At 39.6% G+C, this 19,015-nt stretch carries 15 protein-coding genes; 3 read left to right on the top strand and 12 right to left on the bottom strand.

Annotation, left to right across the window (positions count from 1 at the left end; all coding sequences use genetic code 11):
• Positions 1–93 precede the first annotated feature (93 nt).
• A complete protein-coding gene (yjjX, locus tag L0B53_RS09600; protein WP_235061840.1) occupies positions 94–612 on the top strand; it encodes an inosine/xanthosine triphosphatase in 519 nt (172 codons plus the stop codon).
• A gap of 74 nt (positions 613–686) precedes the next feature.
• Here the strand turns inward: yjjX and trpR are convergent, their stop codons facing one another.
• Together trpR and L0B53_RS09590 are read right to left on the bottom strand one after the other, a co-directional pair.
• Positions 687–986 carry a trp operon repressor gene (gene trpR, locus L0B53_RS09595; protein WP_235061839.1) on the bottom strand — a complete coding sequence of 100 codons (300 nt, stop codon included), beginning with the start codon at positions 984–986 and terminating at the stop codon, positions 687–689.
• Between the two features lie 108 nt (positions 987–1,094).
• A complete protein-coding gene (locus tag L0B53_RS09590) occupies positions 1,095–3,038 on the bottom strand; it encodes a transglycosylase SLT domain-containing protein (RefSeq protein WP_235061838.1) in 1,944 nt (647 codons plus the stop codon).
• Between the two features lie 155 nt (positions 3,039–3,193).
• Here L0B53_RS09590 and ettA point away from each other — a divergent pair, with 155 nt between their 5' ends.
• A complete protein-coding gene (ettA, locus tag L0B53_RS09585; RefSeq protein WP_235061837.1) occupies positions 3,194–4,861 on the top strand; it encodes an energy-dependent translational throttle protein EttA in 1,668 nt (555 codons plus the stop codon).
• Between the two features lie 197 nt (positions 4,862–5,058).
• Here ettA and L0B53_RS09580 read toward each other — a convergent pair whose 3' ends face one another.
• From L0B53_RS09580 to serB, 3 genes are all read right to left on the bottom strand, one after another.
• Positions 5,059–6,051, bottom strand: a complete 993-nt coding sequence (locus L0B53_RS09580; RefSeq protein ID WP_235061836.1) for a M23 family metallopeptidase — start codon at positions 6,049–6,051, stop codon at positions 5,059–5,061.
• Between the two features lie 384 nt (positions 6,052–6,435).
• Complete coding sequence (radA, locus tag L0B53_RS09575; RefSeq protein WP_235061835.1) at positions 6,436–7,827, bottom strand: DNA repair protein RadA; 1,392 nt, start codon at positions 7,825–7,827, stop codon at positions 6,436–6,438.
• 256 nt (positions 7,828–8,083) lie between these two features.
• Positions 8,084–8,944: a phosphoserine phosphatase SerB gene (gene serB, locus L0B53_RS09570; protein ID WP_409202825.1), complete on the bottom strand. Its 861-nt coding sequence runs from the start codon at positions 8,942–8,944 to the stop codon at positions 8,084–8,086.
• 199 nt (positions 8,945–9,143) lie between these two features.
• Here serB and L0B53_RS09565 point away from each other — a divergent pair, with 199 nt between their 5' ends.
• Positions 9,144–9,743, top strand: coding sequence for an AhpA/YtjB family protein (locus L0B53_RS09565; RefSeq protein ID WP_235061834.1), 600 nt, complete (start codon positions 9,144–9,146; stop codon positions 9,741–9,743).
• 173 nt (positions 9,744–9,916) lie between these two features.
• Here the strand turns inward: L0B53_RS09565 and deoD are convergent, their stop codons facing one another.
• From deoD to prfC, 7 genes are all read right to left on the bottom strand, one after another.
• Positions 9,917–10,636 carry a purine-nucleoside phosphorylase gene (gene deoD / locus L0B53_RS09560; RefSeq protein WP_235061833.1) on the bottom strand — a complete coding sequence of 240 codons (720 nt, stop codon included), beginning with the start codon at positions 10,634–10,636 and terminating at the stop codon, positions 9,917–9,919.
• Positions 10,637–10,702: 66 nt separating this feature from the next.
• Positions 10,703–11,923: a phosphopentomutase gene (locus tag L0B53_RS09555; protein WP_235061832.1), complete on the bottom strand. Its 1,221-nt coding sequence runs from the start codon at positions 11,921–11,923 to the stop codon at positions 10,703–10,705.
• A 16-nt stretch (positions 11,924–11,939) separates the two neighbouring features.
• Positions 11,940–13,271, bottom strand: coding sequence for a thymidine phosphorylase (deoA, locus tag L0B53_RS09550; protein ID WP_235061831.1), 1,332 nt, complete (start codon positions 13,269–13,271; stop codon positions 11,940–11,942).
• Between the two features lie 209 nt (positions 13,272–13,480).
• Positions 13,481–14,254, bottom strand: coding sequence for a deoxyribose-phosphate aldolase (gene deoC, locus L0B53_RS09545; protein ID WP_235062220.1), 774 nt, complete (start codon positions 14,252–14,254; stop codon positions 13,481–13,483).
• Between the two features lie 417 nt (positions 14,255–14,671).
• Positions 14,672–15,937, bottom strand: coding sequence for a NupC/NupG family nucleoside CNT transporter (locus tag L0B53_RS09540; protein ID WP_235061830.1), 1,266 nt, complete (start codon positions 15,935–15,937; stop codon positions 14,672–14,674).
• Between the two features lie 196 nt (positions 15,938–16,133).
• A complete protein-coding gene (locus tag L0B53_RS09535) occupies positions 16,134–16,946 on the bottom strand; it encodes a TatD family hydrolase (RefSeq protein ID WP_235061829.1) in 813 nt (270 codons plus the stop codon).
• 317 nt (positions 16,947–17,263) lie between these two features.
• Entirely contained in the window at positions 17,264–18,853 is a 1,590-nt protein-coding gene (gene prfC / locus L0B53_RS09530) for a peptide chain release factor 3 (protein ID WP_235061828.1), read from the bottom strand.
• Between the last annotated feature and the right edge of the window lie 162 nt (positions 18,854–19,015).

The raw sequence follows: 19,015 nt of genomic DNA, 5'->3' as shown, positions 1-19,015 counted from the left end.
TGGAAATAAGGTAATAGTGAAATACCTAGTCATAATTAACACCATATTGTATAAAGGGATTCTCCTTTATTAACCTTTAGAGTCATCATTTTTATGTTTAATATTGTCGTCTCATCCCTTAATCCCGCAAAATTTTCAGCTGTTGAAGCGGCTTTCAAACAGGTATTTCCAGATATTGAGCTCAATATCGAAGGTGTGAGTGTGAATAGTGGCGTACCTGATCAGCCCATGAATAATGAAGAGACGTTATTAGGTGCCAATAACCGAGTAGATAATGCCATTTTAGCGAAGCCAAATGCTGACTTTTATGTTGGTTTAGAAGGCGGTATAGATAATCAGACCACATTTGCTTGGATGGTAATTGAATCTGCAACAAAAAAACGCAGTCAATCTCGTTCAGCGTCTTTACCTTTGCCCCCTAAGGCCATTGATATGGTTCATGGCGGATTAGAACTTGGTGACGTAATGGATATTATGTTTCAGCAAAAAAACATCAAACAGAAAGGTGGTGCGATGGGATTGTTGACCGATGGCGTTCTAAGTCGCAGTGCCGTTTATCATCAAGCACTTATTTTGGCTTTAGTGCCATTTATTCATCCGGAACTATTCTAATTTACACTCCCTTCATTCATTCATTTATTAGGCATAAGCTTTTTCCAATGAATAAGGGAGCATTAATCTGGCCGTTATTTACTCTCATCTAACAGTTGAGATAACCACGCTTTAGATTGATCAGATTGCTGTTTTAACTCATTTGAACCACGAGTAATCGTCGCAACACCAACACCAAGCATCTGGCTAATTTGACGTTGGCTTAATTCACCTCTTAATAACTCATTAATGATATTAATCCGAGTGATTAAAGCTGAGCGCTCATCTTGAGTCATCAAAACTTTAAGAAAGAGATCCTCCTTCTCTTCTGCAATTGCTGTTTTTAACAGTGTCGATATCTGTTCCCATTCTTTATATGTTGGTTCAGTTGACATGCTAATTCACTCCTTTTATTACCGATTAACTCTGTTATCTTAAAGTAATTTATCGCTACTTCACAGAAGAAGAAGATGATTAAGTCCTTATTTACTTCAATATTTCAATTAATAGCGTCGTTTTAACTCGGAGTTAGAGAGAAATTGATGATCTAAACCAAGTCGGCGACTGTAATAAAGTTCAAACATCAGCACATTTTGTACATAACCTCGCGTCTCTTTATAAGGAATTGACTCGATAAAACTATAAATATCCACTTGGCTATCGGTACGTTTTAACCAACGACTTACTCGTCCTGGCCCAGCATTATAAGAGGCAAAAGCCAAAATACGATTATCATCATAACGACCGAGCATCTCTTTAATATAGGCACTCCCTAAACGAATATTTTCTGTTGGGTCCCTTAGGCTTAATGGTCCTTTATAAGGGTGTTTGAGTTTTTTAGCGGTCTCTTTTGCCGTTGCTGGCATCAACTGCATTAAGCCTCGAGCTCCAACATAAGATTGTGCATGGCTATATAACGCACTCTCTTGACGCGCTAATGCCATAAGCATAGGTGGAGAAAGTTGGTTCTCTTTCGCAAAAAAATCAAATAACCAGTGGTAACCAAGAGGGAAACGAAGATCCATATAATCCCACATTTTTCCACGAATCGTTGCTTGTACTGTAAAGTGGGACCATTTTTGTTCCGCAGCATAAGCAGCTAACTCAACCATCTCCTCTGATGTACTTAACGTTAATAAATATTCCCACTCTCTTTTTGCTGCCAAAATTTTATTTGCATCAAGCAGTTCATCAACACGAGCCAGTGCATTAACTTTATCTGGATTTAATAAAATACGGCTTTTTTTATTAATTAACGGTGCCAGCTGGATTGGATATTCAATAGGCTTATTTAAAATAAATGCCGCCATCGCACTATAAAAATTTCGCTCACCCAACATCGATTGATAAAGTATGGTTGCCGTTTTTATATCATTATTTGTTTCTGCTGCTTTTGCTTGCCAAAATGTCCAACGGAGTGAACTTTGCTCTTTTTCTGGTAGTTTATTAATCCATGTTTTCGCCTCTAAAAGCTCACCTTGTTCAATCGCCAACCGAATACGCTGCTCAATTAAAGGTAGGGACGACGTTTTTGTAATCGCCTGATCACGCCACGCAATTAATTCAGGCTCCTCAGCCCTTATTAATTGGCGAGCTAGGTAATCATTAATATATTGTTTTTGCTTACTAGTGAGTTGTTGTTTCGTAGCAACTTGATCAAACAGATCAACCGCAACTTGAGGCTTTTGACGAGAAAGGCGCTTAAACGCAGTGAGTGTTAATTCTTGAGTGAAAGGCGTCACTTGATTATCGCTCGCAAACTCCCCCACTAAGCTTGGATTGGTAAATAACCTTTTAGTCTGATCACCTTGCTCCTTTTGCTGTTGAGATAACATTTTAGAGAGATATTTTAAGCGGCTACTGTTTCCCTCATTAAAGACTAATAGCATACGCTCAAGGATAATATCATCATCTCGCTCACCGGCTTTGCTCCAGAGATCGAATAACTGATTGCAGGTTTTATTCGTCGACTTTCCCGTTAACCACAGTTTTTCCGCGCCTTGCCACGCTTGATCGAATGCCCCTGTTTCGGCTTTGGCTTGATAATAACGACACTTAAGCCAGCCACTTGTCGGTTCCTTCGGTTGAAAAGCGAGGAACTCACTCCATTTATCTTCCCGCACTAATTGAGCAAGATAACTTTGACGCAATGAATTAATAAAAGGCATTGTCCGATGCTTTTCGATAAAAGCTTCAACCTCTGGGCGATCAACACTACCTAAACGAGTTAAAAGCTCTCGGTATTCCAAATACGGGGTTAATGGGTAACTTTGTAAGCGCGTTAATTGAGTTTGATAGGTTTGATAATCACCCGCAGAGATAGACTCAATGGCTTGATGATAAAGATCACGATAATGCTGATTTTTATTGATGCTTGAAGTCGCACTAGGAGAAAGAATAATCGCGCTCGTCAACAATGCTTTTATCAATGTTCGGTAATGTCTCACTAATACATCCTTGAGTCATAAGTAAATAGAAAACAACAAATAGAAAAACTTGATGCCTCTTTCATAATACTCACGATTTTTAATTAATACTGTTAAACTTTTAACTAATAGAGGTAAAATAACCAATTCGTTCCTGATATGAGATTAAATTAGCGATGGCTGAATACGTTTATACAATGTCTCGGGTGAGCAAAATCGTGCCACCTAAACGACAAATTATTAAAGATATCTCCCTTAGTTTCTTTCCTGGCGCCAAAATCGGTGTTTTAGGCTTAAATGGTTCAGGTAAATCAACCTTACTTCGCATAATGGCGGGTATCGACTCTGAATTTGAAGGTGTGGCTCGTCCACAATCTAACCTTAAGATCGGTTACCTTCCTCAAGAACCAGTACTAGATGAAGAAAAAACGGTTCGTGAAATTGTTGAAGAAGCGGTTGCGGATGTAAAAGATGCATTAACGGCATTAGATCAAGTTTATGCAGCGTATGCTGAACCTGATGCTGACTTTGATGAATTAGCTAAAAAGCAAGGTGAACTTGAAGCGCTGATTGAAGTGAAAGATGGTCATAATTTAGAGAATGCGCTAGAGCGTGCCGCAGATGCACTTCGTCTTCCTGAGTGGGAGACTAAAATTAAAGTACTTTCTGGTGGTGAACGTCGTCGTGTGGCGATCTGTCGTCTACTGCTTGATCATCCAGATATGTTACTTCTTGATGAACCAACCAACCACTTAGATGCAGAATCTGTTGCTTGGCTTGAACACTTCTTATGTGAATATAACGGCACGGTTGTGGCGATCACCCATGACCGTTATTTCCTAGATAACGCTGCGGGTTGGATCCTTGAGCTTGACCGTGGTGAAGGTATTCCATGGGAAGGAAACTATAGCTCTTGGCTTGAACAGAAAGATGAACGTTTAAAGCAGGAATCTTCTCAAGAGCGAGCGCATCAAAAAACCATCGAGAAAGAACTTGAGTGGGTTCGCTCAAACCCTAAAGGTCGTCAAGCGAAAAGCAAAGCACGTATGGCACGTTTTGAGGAGTTAAATACCTCTGACTACCAACGTCGTAATGAGACCAATGAACTGTTTATTCCACCTGGCCCACGTCTAGGCGATAAGGTTATTGAAGTCAATAATCTAACTAAATCATTTAATGATCGTGTCTTGATCGATGATCTATCATTTAGTATGCCAAAGGGTGCCATTGTCGGTATTATCGGTGCCAACGGTGCAGGTAAATCGACGCTTTTCAACATGCTTTCTGGTACTGAACAACCTGACTCAGGTTCTATTGTATTAGGTGAAACTGTACAGCTTGCTTCTGTTGAGCAGTTCCGCGATAGCATGGATGACAGCAAAACTGTCTTTGATGAGATCTCTGAAGGTCAAGATATTCTACGTATCAATAACTTTGAAATTCCGGCGCGAGCTTATGTCTCTCGCTTTAACTTCAAAGGCTCAGATCAACAGAAGCGTATTGGCGATCTTTCTGGTGGTGAGCGTAATCGTGTCCATTTAGCGAAACTGCTAAAAGCGGGCGGTAACGTCTTGTTACTCGATGAACCGACTAATGACCTTGATGTCGAAACGCTACGAGCACTCGAAGAAGCGCTACTTGAGTTTCCTGGTTGTGTCATGGTTATTTCGCATGACCGTTGGTTCCTTGACCGCATTGCTACTCACATTATCGATTACCGCGATGAAGGTGAAGTGAGCTTCTACGAAGGTAACTATTCTGAATATATTGAATGGTTGAAGAAAACTCACGGCGCACAAGCTGCTGAACCTCACCGTATCAAATATAAGCGTATTAAGAAGTAGTATTTTTTGCTCTTATTTTAAGCCTGAAAGCTTAAGTTAAAATAATTGGAGTCGCTAGAACGTAGCCAACATCCTAGTAACGTCGATTAAAAAGAGTATAAAATATAAAAAAAGCAGTGGCAGGTGACTCATCACCACTGCTTTTTTATGTTTAGTTCAAGTCGAAACGGATGAAAGAAAAGAAAACAGAAAACGTATTACTTCGTCACAGTGTCAAACTCAGTTGCATTTTTTACTAAGAAGCCATTTAACTCGGTATAGTCAGTTAATGAATTCAACATGCCATTCCAATCAAACGCCAGTTTTGAATCCAGTACCGATTTAACCCCTTTATCTTCAACTAAGATATAAGGTACAGGGTCAATTGCACGGTTATTCCAACGAAATTCTAAATGAAGATGGGAAGCAGTAGAGCGCCCTGTATTGCCACACTGAGCAATAACATCCCCTTTCTTAATAAATTGTCCGCGTTTAACCAATGCTTTATTTAAATGAGCATAAACCGAAGTAAAACCAAAACTATGACCTAATTTTACCGTACGTCCATAACCACCGCGCTGATAATTTACCGTTGTCACCACACCATCAGCTACCGCTTTCACTTCATCTCCGACCTTACAGCGATAATCGAGTCCCTTATGGAATTTTTCTTCGCCCAATACAGGGTGCTCTCGCTTACCATAACCGGAAGTCACAACACTCCCTTTAGGCAATGCTCTGGCACTTGGAATTAACGATAAAAACATCTCATTTAATGTTGCAGAAGACTCTAAATAACTGATTCGTTCATCTAAATTATCGAAATTATTACCTGATTCATCAATCGTTAAATTTTCAGCAATATTTGCATTCTCGAAATCAAGTACGCCTTCAACATCACCAATTCGTTCAGCTAATTTCTCAATAACAGCTTGTTCATCAGCATAAGTATTCGCTAATTGTTGATAAGTGCTTTGAGATTCAGATAACTCATCTACCGTTCTTAAGTAATTATTTTCTAGATGATCGTAATTATTGACCAATTTCTTATATCGAGACTGAAGATCTTGATTGTTCATATATGAGTAACTAGAAAAACCAATGACACCAACGAACAAAGTACAGATAGCGCCCACCACTAACTTTATTTGTTTGGTGGAGATAACCGCTCCTTTACTGCCCTTCGTGGATGAAATTGAAATTCTGTACATAAAAACAAATTACCTTCTAACGCATGACTAAGCTAAAAATTTAAATTCATAACTATACCTAAAGTCATTGCAGTTGCTAATCAGCGACAAGTGAATGAGGCGAGCAAACGCAGAAACAATCTAGCAACTTCAAACAAGTCGGGTATAAATTAAAAATGATATGATTATCCACACTCACAACTAAAAAAAAACAGAAATATTTCATAGTTGATAAATCAATCAACATTTACTGTTATGTGTTAATTTTGTGTTTATGGAAGCCAGCAAATATTGTAGTGCATAAGTTAAAAATTACTGCTTATTGGGATGAAAAGTTAAAAAAAGAGCGTTCTTTTATCATTGTTCATTAGCTCGCTGTTTCAAATGTCATGTATATAACCCGAATTAATTAATCAATTCAATCAACTCATGGATGGTTTTTACTGGAGTGATTTTTGCACCTAGACCTTCCATCGATTTATGGTAATTACGAAATGGAATAAATATTTCAGTGAAACCATGTTGTGCGGCTTCTTTTACACGAGGCACCCCACTATCAATCGGTCGAACATCACCATTTAGACTCAACTCTCCCATAATGCAGGTTGTTCGTGGCACAACGAATTCATTTAGGCTGCTTAATAGTGCTGTCACCAACGCTAAATCAATACACGTTTCTGACTCATCAATCTTTAAACCACCGACAATATTAAAAAAGGTATCGTGAAAGATCTTGGTTTTAGTATGTTTACGCAAGATCCCCGTCAGCATTTTAATTCGGTTCATATTTAAACCGACGCAGACTCGTTGGGGAAATTCTGACTCTGTATCAGTTGTTAGACACTGAATTTCTAATAAGATATTGCGATTCCCTTTACGGATACAAGTAATCGCAGAACCTGAAGATTCCGTCGTAGAACCAGAAAGAAAGATCTCACTTGGATTATCAACACTGAGCATTCCCCGCTCGCTCATTCTAAAGATCCCCACTGTATCTACGTCACCAAAACGGTTTTTGTTCGATCTTAAGGTTCTGACTTGTCCATCATTAGTATCAATATGAAGCAGTGAGTCGACAATATGAACTAAGGTTTGTGGCCCAGCTATCTCATTGTTTTTATTGACATGAGCGATAATAAACATAGTGACATTATTCTGTTTACAGTATTGAGTCAAAGCTTGCGCTGCACTTTTCACTTGAGAAGGGGAACCAGGACTACCGTTAGCATTTTCTGTCACAACCGCTTGAATTGAGTCAATCACTGCAAACTTTATCTTTTTCGCCTCAAGTTCTTCAATGATCGCTTCAACACTGGTTTCTGAAAGTAGATAAAGATTCTCTTCGTTATAATTTAGTTTAAGGCGATTGACGCGATTTTTAAACTGAGAAAGGGACTCTTCAGCAGTACAGTAGAGCGATGCCATTTCTTGTGAGAGACGAGCCACCAAGTCAGAAAGTAGTGTTGTTTTACCCGCCCCAGGATCGCCAGAGATGATGTTGACTGACCCTGTCGTTAAACCACCACTGAGAACACGGTCTAATTCTCCAATCCCCGTTAAGCGCTTTTCTGCTTCGATTGACTCAACTTCACTAAGTTTCTTAGAACCGCCACCCGATACCCCTGCATAGCCAGCTGACGCAGCGCTACGAGTTGCCGTTCGGCTGTTACTTTTAGTTGCTGACAGTTTTACCTCAACTAAGGTATTCCATGCACCACAGCGACATTGACCTTGCCAACGAGGAAAATCCATTCCGCAATCATTACAGACGTATGCCATTTTTGGAGCTTTTGCCATTTGAATTTCCTACTCTCTTCTTTTATTATTTCTGCGTGCTTTTTTCTTTGTTTTTGGTAAGCCAGACAGCTTTATTAAACCAATAGTTTTATTGCATTAATGGCTTTATTACATTTATAGCTTTATTACATTAATAGCTTTATTACATTAATAGTTTTATTACTTCAGTGGCTTCATCATAATAGATGCCGATAAAATAGCTAAAATTGCCGTGAGATCGGTAAACTTAACCGCAATATCAGCTTCTAATTCCACTTTAGGTTTCGCGTGGTAGGCAATTCCCCCCCGCAGTTGACATCATCGGCAGATCATTGGCGCCATCTCCCACCGCAATGGTATTACACATTTCAATATTTAATTGTTCCGCGAGTTGCAACAAAATATCACTCTTTGTTTGGCTATCGACAACCTTTCCGATCACTTTTCCTGTTAACTTGCCATCAATGATCTCAAGTTCATTCGATTGAGCAGAAAAGAGCTTTAATTGGTCTTTTAAATAGTCTGAAAAATAGGTAAAACCACCCGACGCAATGGCTGTTATCCAACCGTAATGTTGGAGTGTTGCAAAAAGCGATTCTGCACCCGGCATTAAGGGAAGATTATCTCGAACTTCGGATAAAATCTGTTGATCACTCCCCGCTAACAGTGCCACACGTTGCCTTAAACTCTGTTCAAAGTCTAATTCACCTTGCATTGCTCGTTCTGTAATCTCAATCACTTGCTCGCCAACACCAGCTAACTCTGCGATCTGATCAATACACTCAATCTGGATAGTTGTTGAATCCATATCAAAAAGAGCAATTCCCGGTTGATTCAGATTTGGTAACATTGAATAGTTTGAGTATTCAATCGACTTTTCGGTTAACGCTTTCAATACGTTTTCCGTCGGCTGACCTGAAAGCGCAACAACTCTAAACTCGCCAGCGTGCCAAATATTTAGACAATCAATAGAATCAGATTGAGAAATTAAGCGAGCCAAGTCACTATAGGAGAGCCCCTTACCATAAACTAACCAGAAACTATCATTTATTTGTTGGGGATCATCCGTATAACTCAGCTCTTTTAATAAATGAATATCTTCTGGTGTCTGAATAATCTCTAGCACTTTGTTCTTCATAACAATCCTTGTTAGCCATCACGACTATTGCCAATTCATCGTATCATATCAAAGTGCAGCCATTAGGTTGACGGCAACTCCAATTACTTTAGGTCTCTTTTATGTATATAATAAAGAGATTGGCAATAGATCTTATCTTTCAAACCATAATAGACAACCTAGCCATAAGATCAAAGGAAATGATGATTAAGGAGTAGCAATGCGATTCTCTCAAATGCGCTGGAAAAATATATTTCGATTGATATCACTATTGATTATAGTCGGGTTAGTGGCGGTAATGATGCAGTTATCAATTCAGATAACCAAAGCCAATCAACAAGAGTTAAATCAACAAACTGATAAAATGGCAGCTTTGGTCTTAAATCAAGCAAGCCTCTCTGCCAGTGATCTTATTCGAGAAAAGAAACAGAAACAGTTAGGTCAGTTAACAGAGCAATTGGCGTCGAGTGAGTTATTATTGGATGCCACAATTTATGATTCCACCGGTGTTATTTTGGCTCAATCACATTCAGCACGTCCACTCGACTCTCTACTTGGCCTTGCTACGCCTCTTGGTGTTGAAGGTTATGGACGGCAGCAACTCGCTAAAGATGTGATCAGTGACGGTGAGTTAATTGGTTTTATTCGACTAACTTTAAATCATCATTTAGTTGTCAGCCAAACAGAAGCTCAGCTTGAAAAGAATAGCCAATCGACTCAAGTAATGATCATCATTGCACTGATTTTAGGTTTTTCAATTTCTCGAATATTTATTCGTAGAAACAGAAATCTAACCATTCCATTGCAGCTTTCAAAATAGCAGTGTTAATGACTAACGATATGTGATGAGTCAATACTGGTCAATTCACTAAATTAAAAGCATAAAAAAGGGCTTTATCGCAATAACTCAACGTTATGACGATAAAGCCCTTTTACTTTTTTATCAACTGAAGCAGAATGACAACGTCAGATTGATAAAGAAATGGTCATTAATTATTCAGCATCGCCAAGTAATACAGACTCAAGCGCAATCACCATCATTTCATTAAATGTAGTTTGACGCTCGTCAGAAGAGGTTGCTTCACCACGTAAAATGTGGTCAGAAACCGTACAGATAGTTAAAGCTTTAGCGCCAAACTCAGCAGCAACACCGTAGATACCTGCCGCTTCCATCTCAACACCTAAGATGCCGTACTTATCCATCGTTTTGAAGAATTCAAAATCTGGGTTGTAAAATAGGTCAGCAGAGAAGATGTTGCCCACACGAACATCAACGTTCAGTGCTTTTGCAGCATCAACTGCGTTTTTAGTCATATCAAAGTCAGCAAGTGCTGCGAAATCGTGACCACCAAAACGCATACGGTTTACTTTAGAGTCAGTTGAAGCACCAACACCGATAACAACATCACGTAATTTAACATCATCACGTACTGCGCCACAGCTACCTACACGGATAAGTTTCTTCACACCAAAGTCTTTAATTAACTCTGTTGCATAGATTGAACATGAAGGAATACCCATACCATGTCCCATTACAGAAATTTTACGGCCTTTATACGTACCCGTAAAACCTAACATGCTACGAACATTACAAACTTCTACCACATTCTCTAAGAAGTTATCAGCAATATATTTAGCACGTAGCGGGTCACCCGGCATTAGTACTACGTCAGCAAAATCACCCATCTCAGCATTAATATGTGCAGTTGCCATTTTTCTTTCCTTTATGTTGATTCAACAATAAAAGTGGCCAGTTCAAACAACTAACCACTAAATTTTTTATAAGAATGACTTACCATAAGCCATGTCTGTTGTGCCAAAGTATTCTGCTAAGCTTTGACCAATATCTGCAAATGTTTCACGGCGTCCTAATGAGCCAGCAGCCACTTTATGGCCATAAACAAGTACAGGGATATGCTCTCTTGTGTGGTCTGTACCCGGCCAAGTTGGATCACAACCGTGGTCAGCAGCAAGAATTAACACATCATCTTCTTTCATCATTGCTAAAATTTCTGGTAGACGACCGTCAAAATATTCCAATGCCGCGGCATACCCCGCAACGTTACGACGATGGCCATAAGCAGAATCAAAATCGACAAAATTAGTAAATACGATACTGTTATCGCCTGCTGCTTCAATCTGCTCTTTGGTTGCATCAAAAAGATCAGCAATACCCGTCGCTTTCACTTTTTGAGTGATACCACAGTTCGCATAAATATCAGCAATCTTACCAATTGAGATCACTTCACCTGCTTTTTCGTCAACTAGCTTCTGTAACACCGTTACAGCTGGCGGCTCGACAGAAAGGTCACGACGATTACCGGTACGAGCAAACTCACCGCTCTTAGGTCCTGTAAATGGACGAGCGATAACTCGACCAATGTTGTAATCTTCTAGCTCTTCACGAACAATGTGGCAAAGCGTCATTAGGTTATCTAAGCCATACGTCTCTTCATGACAAGCAATTTGGAAAACAGAATCTGCTGAGGTGTAAAAGATTGGCTTACCTGTTGCCATATGCTCTTCACCTAAATCATCCAAAACTTGTGTTCCTGATGCGTGACAGTTACCTAAATATCCCGGCAAATTAGCACGTTTAACGATACGATCTAGCAGTTCTTGAGGAAAGCTATTTTCAAGATCCGTAAAGTAACCCCAATCAAACAGAACCGGAACACCGGCCATTTCCCAATGTCCAGACGGAGTATCTTTACCTGAAGATAACTCTTTAGCATGACCATAAGCACCAATGATTTCAGCATCGTTATCAAGACCAATCGGGAATGAACCTGTCGATTCTTCCGCTGCTTTACCTAGCCCTAAACGAGAAAGGTTGGGTAATGTTAAAGGGCCATTTCGATCAGCATTATTGGCTTTACCTTCTGCACAATATTCAGCAATATGTCCTAATGTATCAGAACCAACATCACCAAACTTGACTGCATCTTCTGTTGCACCAATACCAAATGAATCTAAAACTAAAATAAATGCACGTTTCATTTTATTGCCTCTTAAATTAGATATCTTCAGGTCGAACTTGACGATAAACTTCTGGAGTCGCTTCTGGTTTTGACTCCGCAATTGTCACCGCATCACGAACAGCTTGTGCTGCTTGCTCCCACTGCTCTTCATTTCTTGCATGAATAACAGCTAATGGTTGCTGATTATCAACCTGGTCACCTAAGCGAATCATATCACTTAAACCGACTGCATAATCTATTGTATCAGAGGCAACACGGCGACCGCCACCCATACCGACAACTGCCATTCCAAGATCTCGAGTATCCATGGTATTAACAAAGCCAGTTTCTGTTGCAAATACAGGTTTTACAATCTCTGCATTCTCAAGGTAATTATCATAATTCTCAACAAAATCAGTTGGACCATTTAAGCCTGCAACCATTTTACCAAAACATTCTGCTGCTTTACCATTATCTAATACGTCTTGTAAGCGTTGACGCCCATGAGCGGTATCAGTCGCTAAACCTGACAGGACTAGCATTTCAGCACATAATGCCATTGTGACTTCATAAAGACGTGGATTTCGATATTCACCAGTTAAGAACCTGACTGCTTCACGCACTTCTAATGCATTACCTGCCGTAGAAGCAAGAACTTGGTTCATATCCGTTAACAGTGCCGTTGTTTTAGTACCGGCGCCATTGGCTACCGCAACAATTGACTTTGCTAGATCTTCAGAAAGCTCATACGTTGGCATAAATGCACCAGAACCGACTTTAACATCCATCACCAAAGAGCCTAAGCCCGCTGCCAATTTTTTAGATAAAATAGAGGCTGTAATTAATGAGATGTTATCAACCGTTGCCGTCACATCACGCGTTGCATAAACACGTTTATCTGCAGGTGCAAGATCTCCTGTTTGACCAATAATGGCGACACCAGCATCTTTAGTCACCTGACCAAAAACCTCATTGGTTGGTGTAATGTCATAACCAGGAATAGACTCTAATTTATCTAATGTTCCACCAGTATGTCCTAAACCACGACCAGAGATCATAGGAACAAAACCACCACAAGCAGCAACCATCGGACCTAACATTAAAGAAGTCACATCACCGACACCACCTGTTGAGTGCTTGTCGACAATAGGCCCATCAAAATTCATATGTTCCCAATTAATGACCATCCCAGAGTCTCGCATTGCACATGTCAAAGCAACACGCTCATCCATTGTCATATCATTGAAATAGATTGCCATCGCAAATGCAGCAATTTGACCTTCAGAGACAGTATTGGTCGTGATACCTTGGATGAAGAAGTTGATCTCTTCTGCCGTTAATACTTCCGCATCACGTTTTTTTCGAATAATTTCTTGAGGTAGGAACATATCAATTTTCTCTACATTAAGTAAAAGAATAGTTATGACGTCTTAATTATTTATTTTACATTGTCTGTAATGTATCGCCATAAGGAAAGAGAGCTAAAAGTCAGCTTCTAGCTCTATACTCTTGATACTTGAGGTTGCTAGATTATTGGCTACAATCGCTCATCTGCTAGCAACTTCAATTATTTTAGGTATAACTTAGAGTAGGTTGATTAGTAGCCGCCTTCCGCAGCTTTATCACCCTCACCTAGAGTGTGAAGAAGGTTTGCTAATAAGCTAGATGCACCGAAACGATAATGCATATTATCAGCCCAATCAGCACCTAAAATGCGGTCAGCCATATCAAGGTAAGCTTTAGCATCATCAGCTGTACGAACGCCACCAGCAGGTTTAAAACCAACTGTTTTAGCTACGCCCATATCTTTAATCACATTAAGCATGATTTCAGCAGACTCAGGCGTTGCATTAACCGGCACTTTACCTGTTGATGTCTTAATAAAATCAGCACCAGCTTCAATTGATAGCTCAGAAGCGCGTTTAATTAATGCTTCATCTTTCAGCTCGCCCGTTTCGATAATCACTTTTAATAGTTTACCGTCACACGCTGCTTTACACTGCTTAACAAGCTCAAAGCCACAGGTTTCATCACCCGCAATCAACGTACGGTATGGGAATACCACATCAACTTCATCAGCACCGTAAGCAATCGCCGCTTTAGTTTCAGCAACAGCGATATCGATATCATCATTACCATGAGGGAAGTTAGTTACCGTTGCAATGCGAACATCAGGTGTACCTTGTTCACGAAGTGCTTTTTTCGCTACTGGAATAAAACGTGGATAGATACAAATCGCAGCTGTGTTACCAACAGCAGTTTTAGCATTTCGACAAAGTTCAATAACAATTTCATCAGTATCATTGTCATTTAAAGTTGTTAAATCCATTAATTTTAACGCTCGTAATGCTGCTGCTTTTAATTCACTCATCATTATCTCCAGTATAATTTTTAATGTTACTTTCAAATTAAATAGGTTTTATCTCTTAACGAATGGGCAGACCTTGATGTAATAACTCATGTCATCAATGATGGTCATTTAGCCCTAACATTATCATAGTCTAAATATATTCAATTTGATTAGTATTTTATCTTATCTATCATTAACAGTAATTATAACAAATGAGAAAAGAAACAAATAGACATCATTGTTTCCCTACGGAAAAACAGAGTATTTAAGCAAACGTTCAAATTACAATAAAAACAAACATAAATGTTAAAAAACAGAAGCTTAATGTTAAATGCAATTTGTTAGACAATAAAAAAGGCATAATGAGAAAACTCATTATGCCTTTTATAGAAACAGTTAAGAAAGAAACTTGCTCAACTATCGCCTATTATCTAGCGATTAACCTAGAGAGATAAATAGACCTGCAATTGTTGCAGCCATTAAGTTAGATAGTGTACCTGCAGCAACAGCTTTCATACCCATCTTAGCGATATCACTACGACGATTTGGCGCAATGCTACCTAAACCACCAAGAAGAATCGCGATAGAAGAAAGGTTAGCAAAACCACATAGAGCAAATGATACGATAGCTTTAGTCTTCTCAGTCATCTCAACACCCGTTGCAGCAACAACTTGTGCATTATCACCAACGTACTTAACGAAATCTAAGTAAGCAACAAATTCATTAACGATAGTTTTCTGACCGATGAATGAACCAGCAAGAACCGCTTCGTTCCATGGAACACCAATAACCCATGCTAAAGGAGCAAACACATAACCAAGCAGTAACTCAAGCGTGATATGTGGCATTCCGAACCAACCACCGATACCGCCAAGCATACCGTTAATTAGTGCGATTAAACCGATGAATGCAAGAAGCATTGCACCAATATTTAATGCTAATTGTAGACCCATTGCAGCACCACCAGCAGCAGCATCGATAACGTTAGCTGGCTTATCGTCGCCACCATCGATATCAGACTCTAGCTCTTCAACTGGCTTATCTGTTTCAGGAATAATAATTTTAGCAAACAGTAGACCACCCGGTGCAGCCATGAATGATGCAGCAACTAAGTATTCTAGTGGAACACCCATTGCAGCATAACCTGCAAGAACACCACCAGCAACAGAGGCTAGACCACCACACATTACAGCAAATAGTTCTGATTTAGTCATACGTGCGATAAACGGACGAACAACTAAAGGCGCTTCTGTTTGGCCAACAAAGATGTTTGCCGCAGCAGATAGTGACTCTGAACGTGAAGTACCTAATACTTTCTGAAGACCACCACCAAGGATTTTGATAACCCACTGCATGATGCCAACATAGTAAAGTACAGCAATAAGAGATGAGAAGAAGATTACTGTTGGTAAAACTTGGAAAGCAAAAATGAAACCAACGCCTTCAACAGAGAAGTTAACTAGGCTACCAAATAGGAATCCAATCCCGTCTTTACCGTAATCAATTACACTTTGAACACCTGCTGAGAAACCAGCAAGCAAGTCCTTACCCCATGGAACATAAAGAACGAAAGCCCCTAAACAGAACTGAATAATAAAAGCACCGATAACAGTTCTAACGTTAATCGCTTTGCGGTTTTCAGAAAGTAGGTAAGCAATAAATAGCAATACCACCATTCCGATTAAACTCATTAGCACGCTCATGATTTATAGCATCCTTAGTTATAAATTAAGTAAAATCTAAATTAGATAAAAAGTCAGTAGCTATTATACGCCTCAACATCGGGATATAGTGAGTATAACTTCACGTTTATATATCCTTTTACCGTATCAATACCACCAAATTGTGATGCGCATCTCACTTTGCTATTTTAAAGAAAAGATAAGGGGAACTTAATTCTCAAAGATTAAACAACCTCCTACCATTTTCGAACAATAAATATGCAACTTGATTATCCTCTTCATCACGAATCGATAGCAAAGCCTTAAATGTCATTACAACCCTTTCACTTCGATTCGCTTCGCCTTGAAAACCATTAACGGGCATATCAGGGGCGTCACTTTCCAGTAATAAAGCAGTTAAAGGGAGATTTTTTATTGTCGAAATGGTTTTTTTAGCTCTTGGATAAGTAATGGTTCCACCAACACCAATATAAAAACCTAACTCAATAAACTGTTCAGCTTGTTGTAAACTGCCAGAAAAGCCATGAATAACGCCCCCTCGCGTAACAGGATGACGACGTAATAATTGAATTAATTGGTGGTGGCTCTTTCTCGAGTGGCAAATCAAGGGTAATTGGTATCGGTTGGCGATCTCTATTTGATAAATTAACCACTCTACTTGCTGATCATGTGTTTCTTGAGGAAGAGAAAAATCTAGACCACTTTCCCCGATGGCAACACAACTAGAACGATATTCATTGTTTACCAGGCTTGCTATTAGGCTCTCAAATTCAGTCTTTTGTTCTACACGATGCTGGTCAATATAATAAGGATGAAAACCAAGTGCACAATAAATACCTATATTTAGATCAGCTAACTGTATGACTGAATGCCAATTTTTGGCACCAATACTAGGCACCATGATAAACTTAACTCCCCCCGCTCTTGCTCGCGCTAGAGTTTGTTGGAGATCATCACAAAAAGGAGGAAAATCAAGATGGCAGTGGGTATCAAAAAAGGTATATTCACTTTCGACTTTATATTCAAACATACAGCATCCTTATTATAATCACAGTAGCGATCAAAAAACGCATTTAAATGATAAACAAAAAGCCACCCTAATTCATTGAATAAAAATGAATTAAAGTAGCTTTAGAAAGTATATACCCAAAGTAATTGGAGTTGCTAGTAGGCGGCAAGCAAGTGAGGCCCCATGAGTATAGCTGTACTATATGACTGGGGCGAACGAGCGTAGCCAACAACCTAGCAACTTCAAGTATGAAGGTATATCTCATCTTTTTTGAAGCAATAGCAATATTGAATTCAATAGAAGAGAATCGGTAAATTTACCGGCACAATATCCACTAATTAATGTTCACGTGTACTACGGAAATTAACTTCAGGAAAACGCTCATGAGCAAGGTTTAAATTAACCATTGTTGGTGCGATATAAGTTAAGTTATCACCGCCATCTAATGCTAAGTTTGACTGACATTTACGTTTGAAATCTTCAAACTTCTTCACATCATCACACTCAACCCAACGAGCAGTCGCGACATTGACTGACTCATACAATGCTTCAACGTTATATTCGGCTTTTAATCGTGCAACAACGACATCAAACTGAAGAACACCAACAGCACCCACAATCAGATCATTATTCTGCAGTGGACGGAACACCTGTACCGCACCTTCTTCTGATAGCTGAACCAAGCCTTTTAATAGCTGCTTCTGCTTTAGAGGATCGCGTAGGCGGATACGACGGAATAGTTCAGGTGCAAAGTTAGGGATACCACTAAACTTCAATTTTTCGCCTTGAGTAAAGGTATCACCAATCTGAATCGTACCGTGATTATGTAAACCAATGATATCCCCTGCATAGGCTTGTTCAGCTCGCGCACGATCCCCTGCCATAAAGGTTACTGCATCCGAGATACTGACATTTTTGCCCGTTCTCACATGGTTCATCTTCATACCTTGATTATAAGTACCCGACACAATACGCATAAACGCGATACGATCTCGGTGCTTAGGATCCATATTCGCTTGAATCTTAAAAACAAAGCCAGAGAATTTCTCTTCAGTGGCAACAACTTCACGCTCATTTGCTTGACGAGGCATTGGTGTTGGCGCCCACTCCGTTAAGCCATCAAGCATGTGGTCTACACCAAAGTTACCCAGTGCCGTACCAAAGAATACAGGGGTTAATTCACCTTCAAGGAATAGCTCACGATCAAACTCATGCGCAGCCCCTAAAACTAATTCTAATTCTTCACGAACAGATTCAGCTAATTCATCACCAATCGCTTGATTAAGATCTGGATTGTCTAATCCTTTGATGATCTGCTTCTCTTGAATCGTGTGGCCTTGACCTGTTTGATAAAGGATCGTCTCATCACGGTGGATATGGTAAACCCCTTTGAACTCTTTACCACAACCAATCGGCCATGAAACTGGCGCACAAGCCATATTTAGCTCGCTTTCAACTTCATCAAGCAGTTCCATTGGATCACGAGTATCACGGTCACACTTATTCATAAAAGTGACGATTGGCGTATCACGAAGACGAGTGACTTCCATCAATTTTCGAGTACGATCTTCGACACCTTTGGCTGCATCAATCACCATAAGACATGAATCAACTGCGGTTAGTGTACGATAGGTATCTTCTGAGAAATCTTCGTGTCCGGGGGTATCCAAAAGATTAACTAAACAATCATTATACGGAAACTGCATCACAGAAGTTGTTACGGAGATACCACGCTCTTTTTCCATCTCCATCCAATCAGACTTTGCATGCTGCTTAGATCCTCGACCTTTAACAGTACCCGCCGTTTGAATGGCGTTGCCGAATAACAGTACTTTTTCTGTAATTGTCGTTTTACCTGCATCGGGGTGAGAAATAATCGCAAACGTTCTACGTTTCGATACTTCAGTGGTCATTACACTATTGGTCATAATTCAGGATCTTCTAATTAATAAATATATACCCTTCACACTTGAAGTCGCTAGGTTGTTGGCTGCACTCGCTCTCCCTAATCATATAGTACATCTATACTCATAGGGCCTCACTCACTTGCCGCCTACTAGCAACTCCAATTATTTTAGGTATAGATAAAC

The organism is Vibrio sp. SS-MA-C1-2 (assembly GCF_021513135.1).
Classification (GTDB): Bacteria; Pseudomonadota; Gammaproteobacteria; order Enterobacterales; family Vibrionaceae.
The sequence above is the reverse complement of the archived record's forward strand: the minus strand, read 5'-3'. Positions and strand labels throughout refer to the sequence as shown.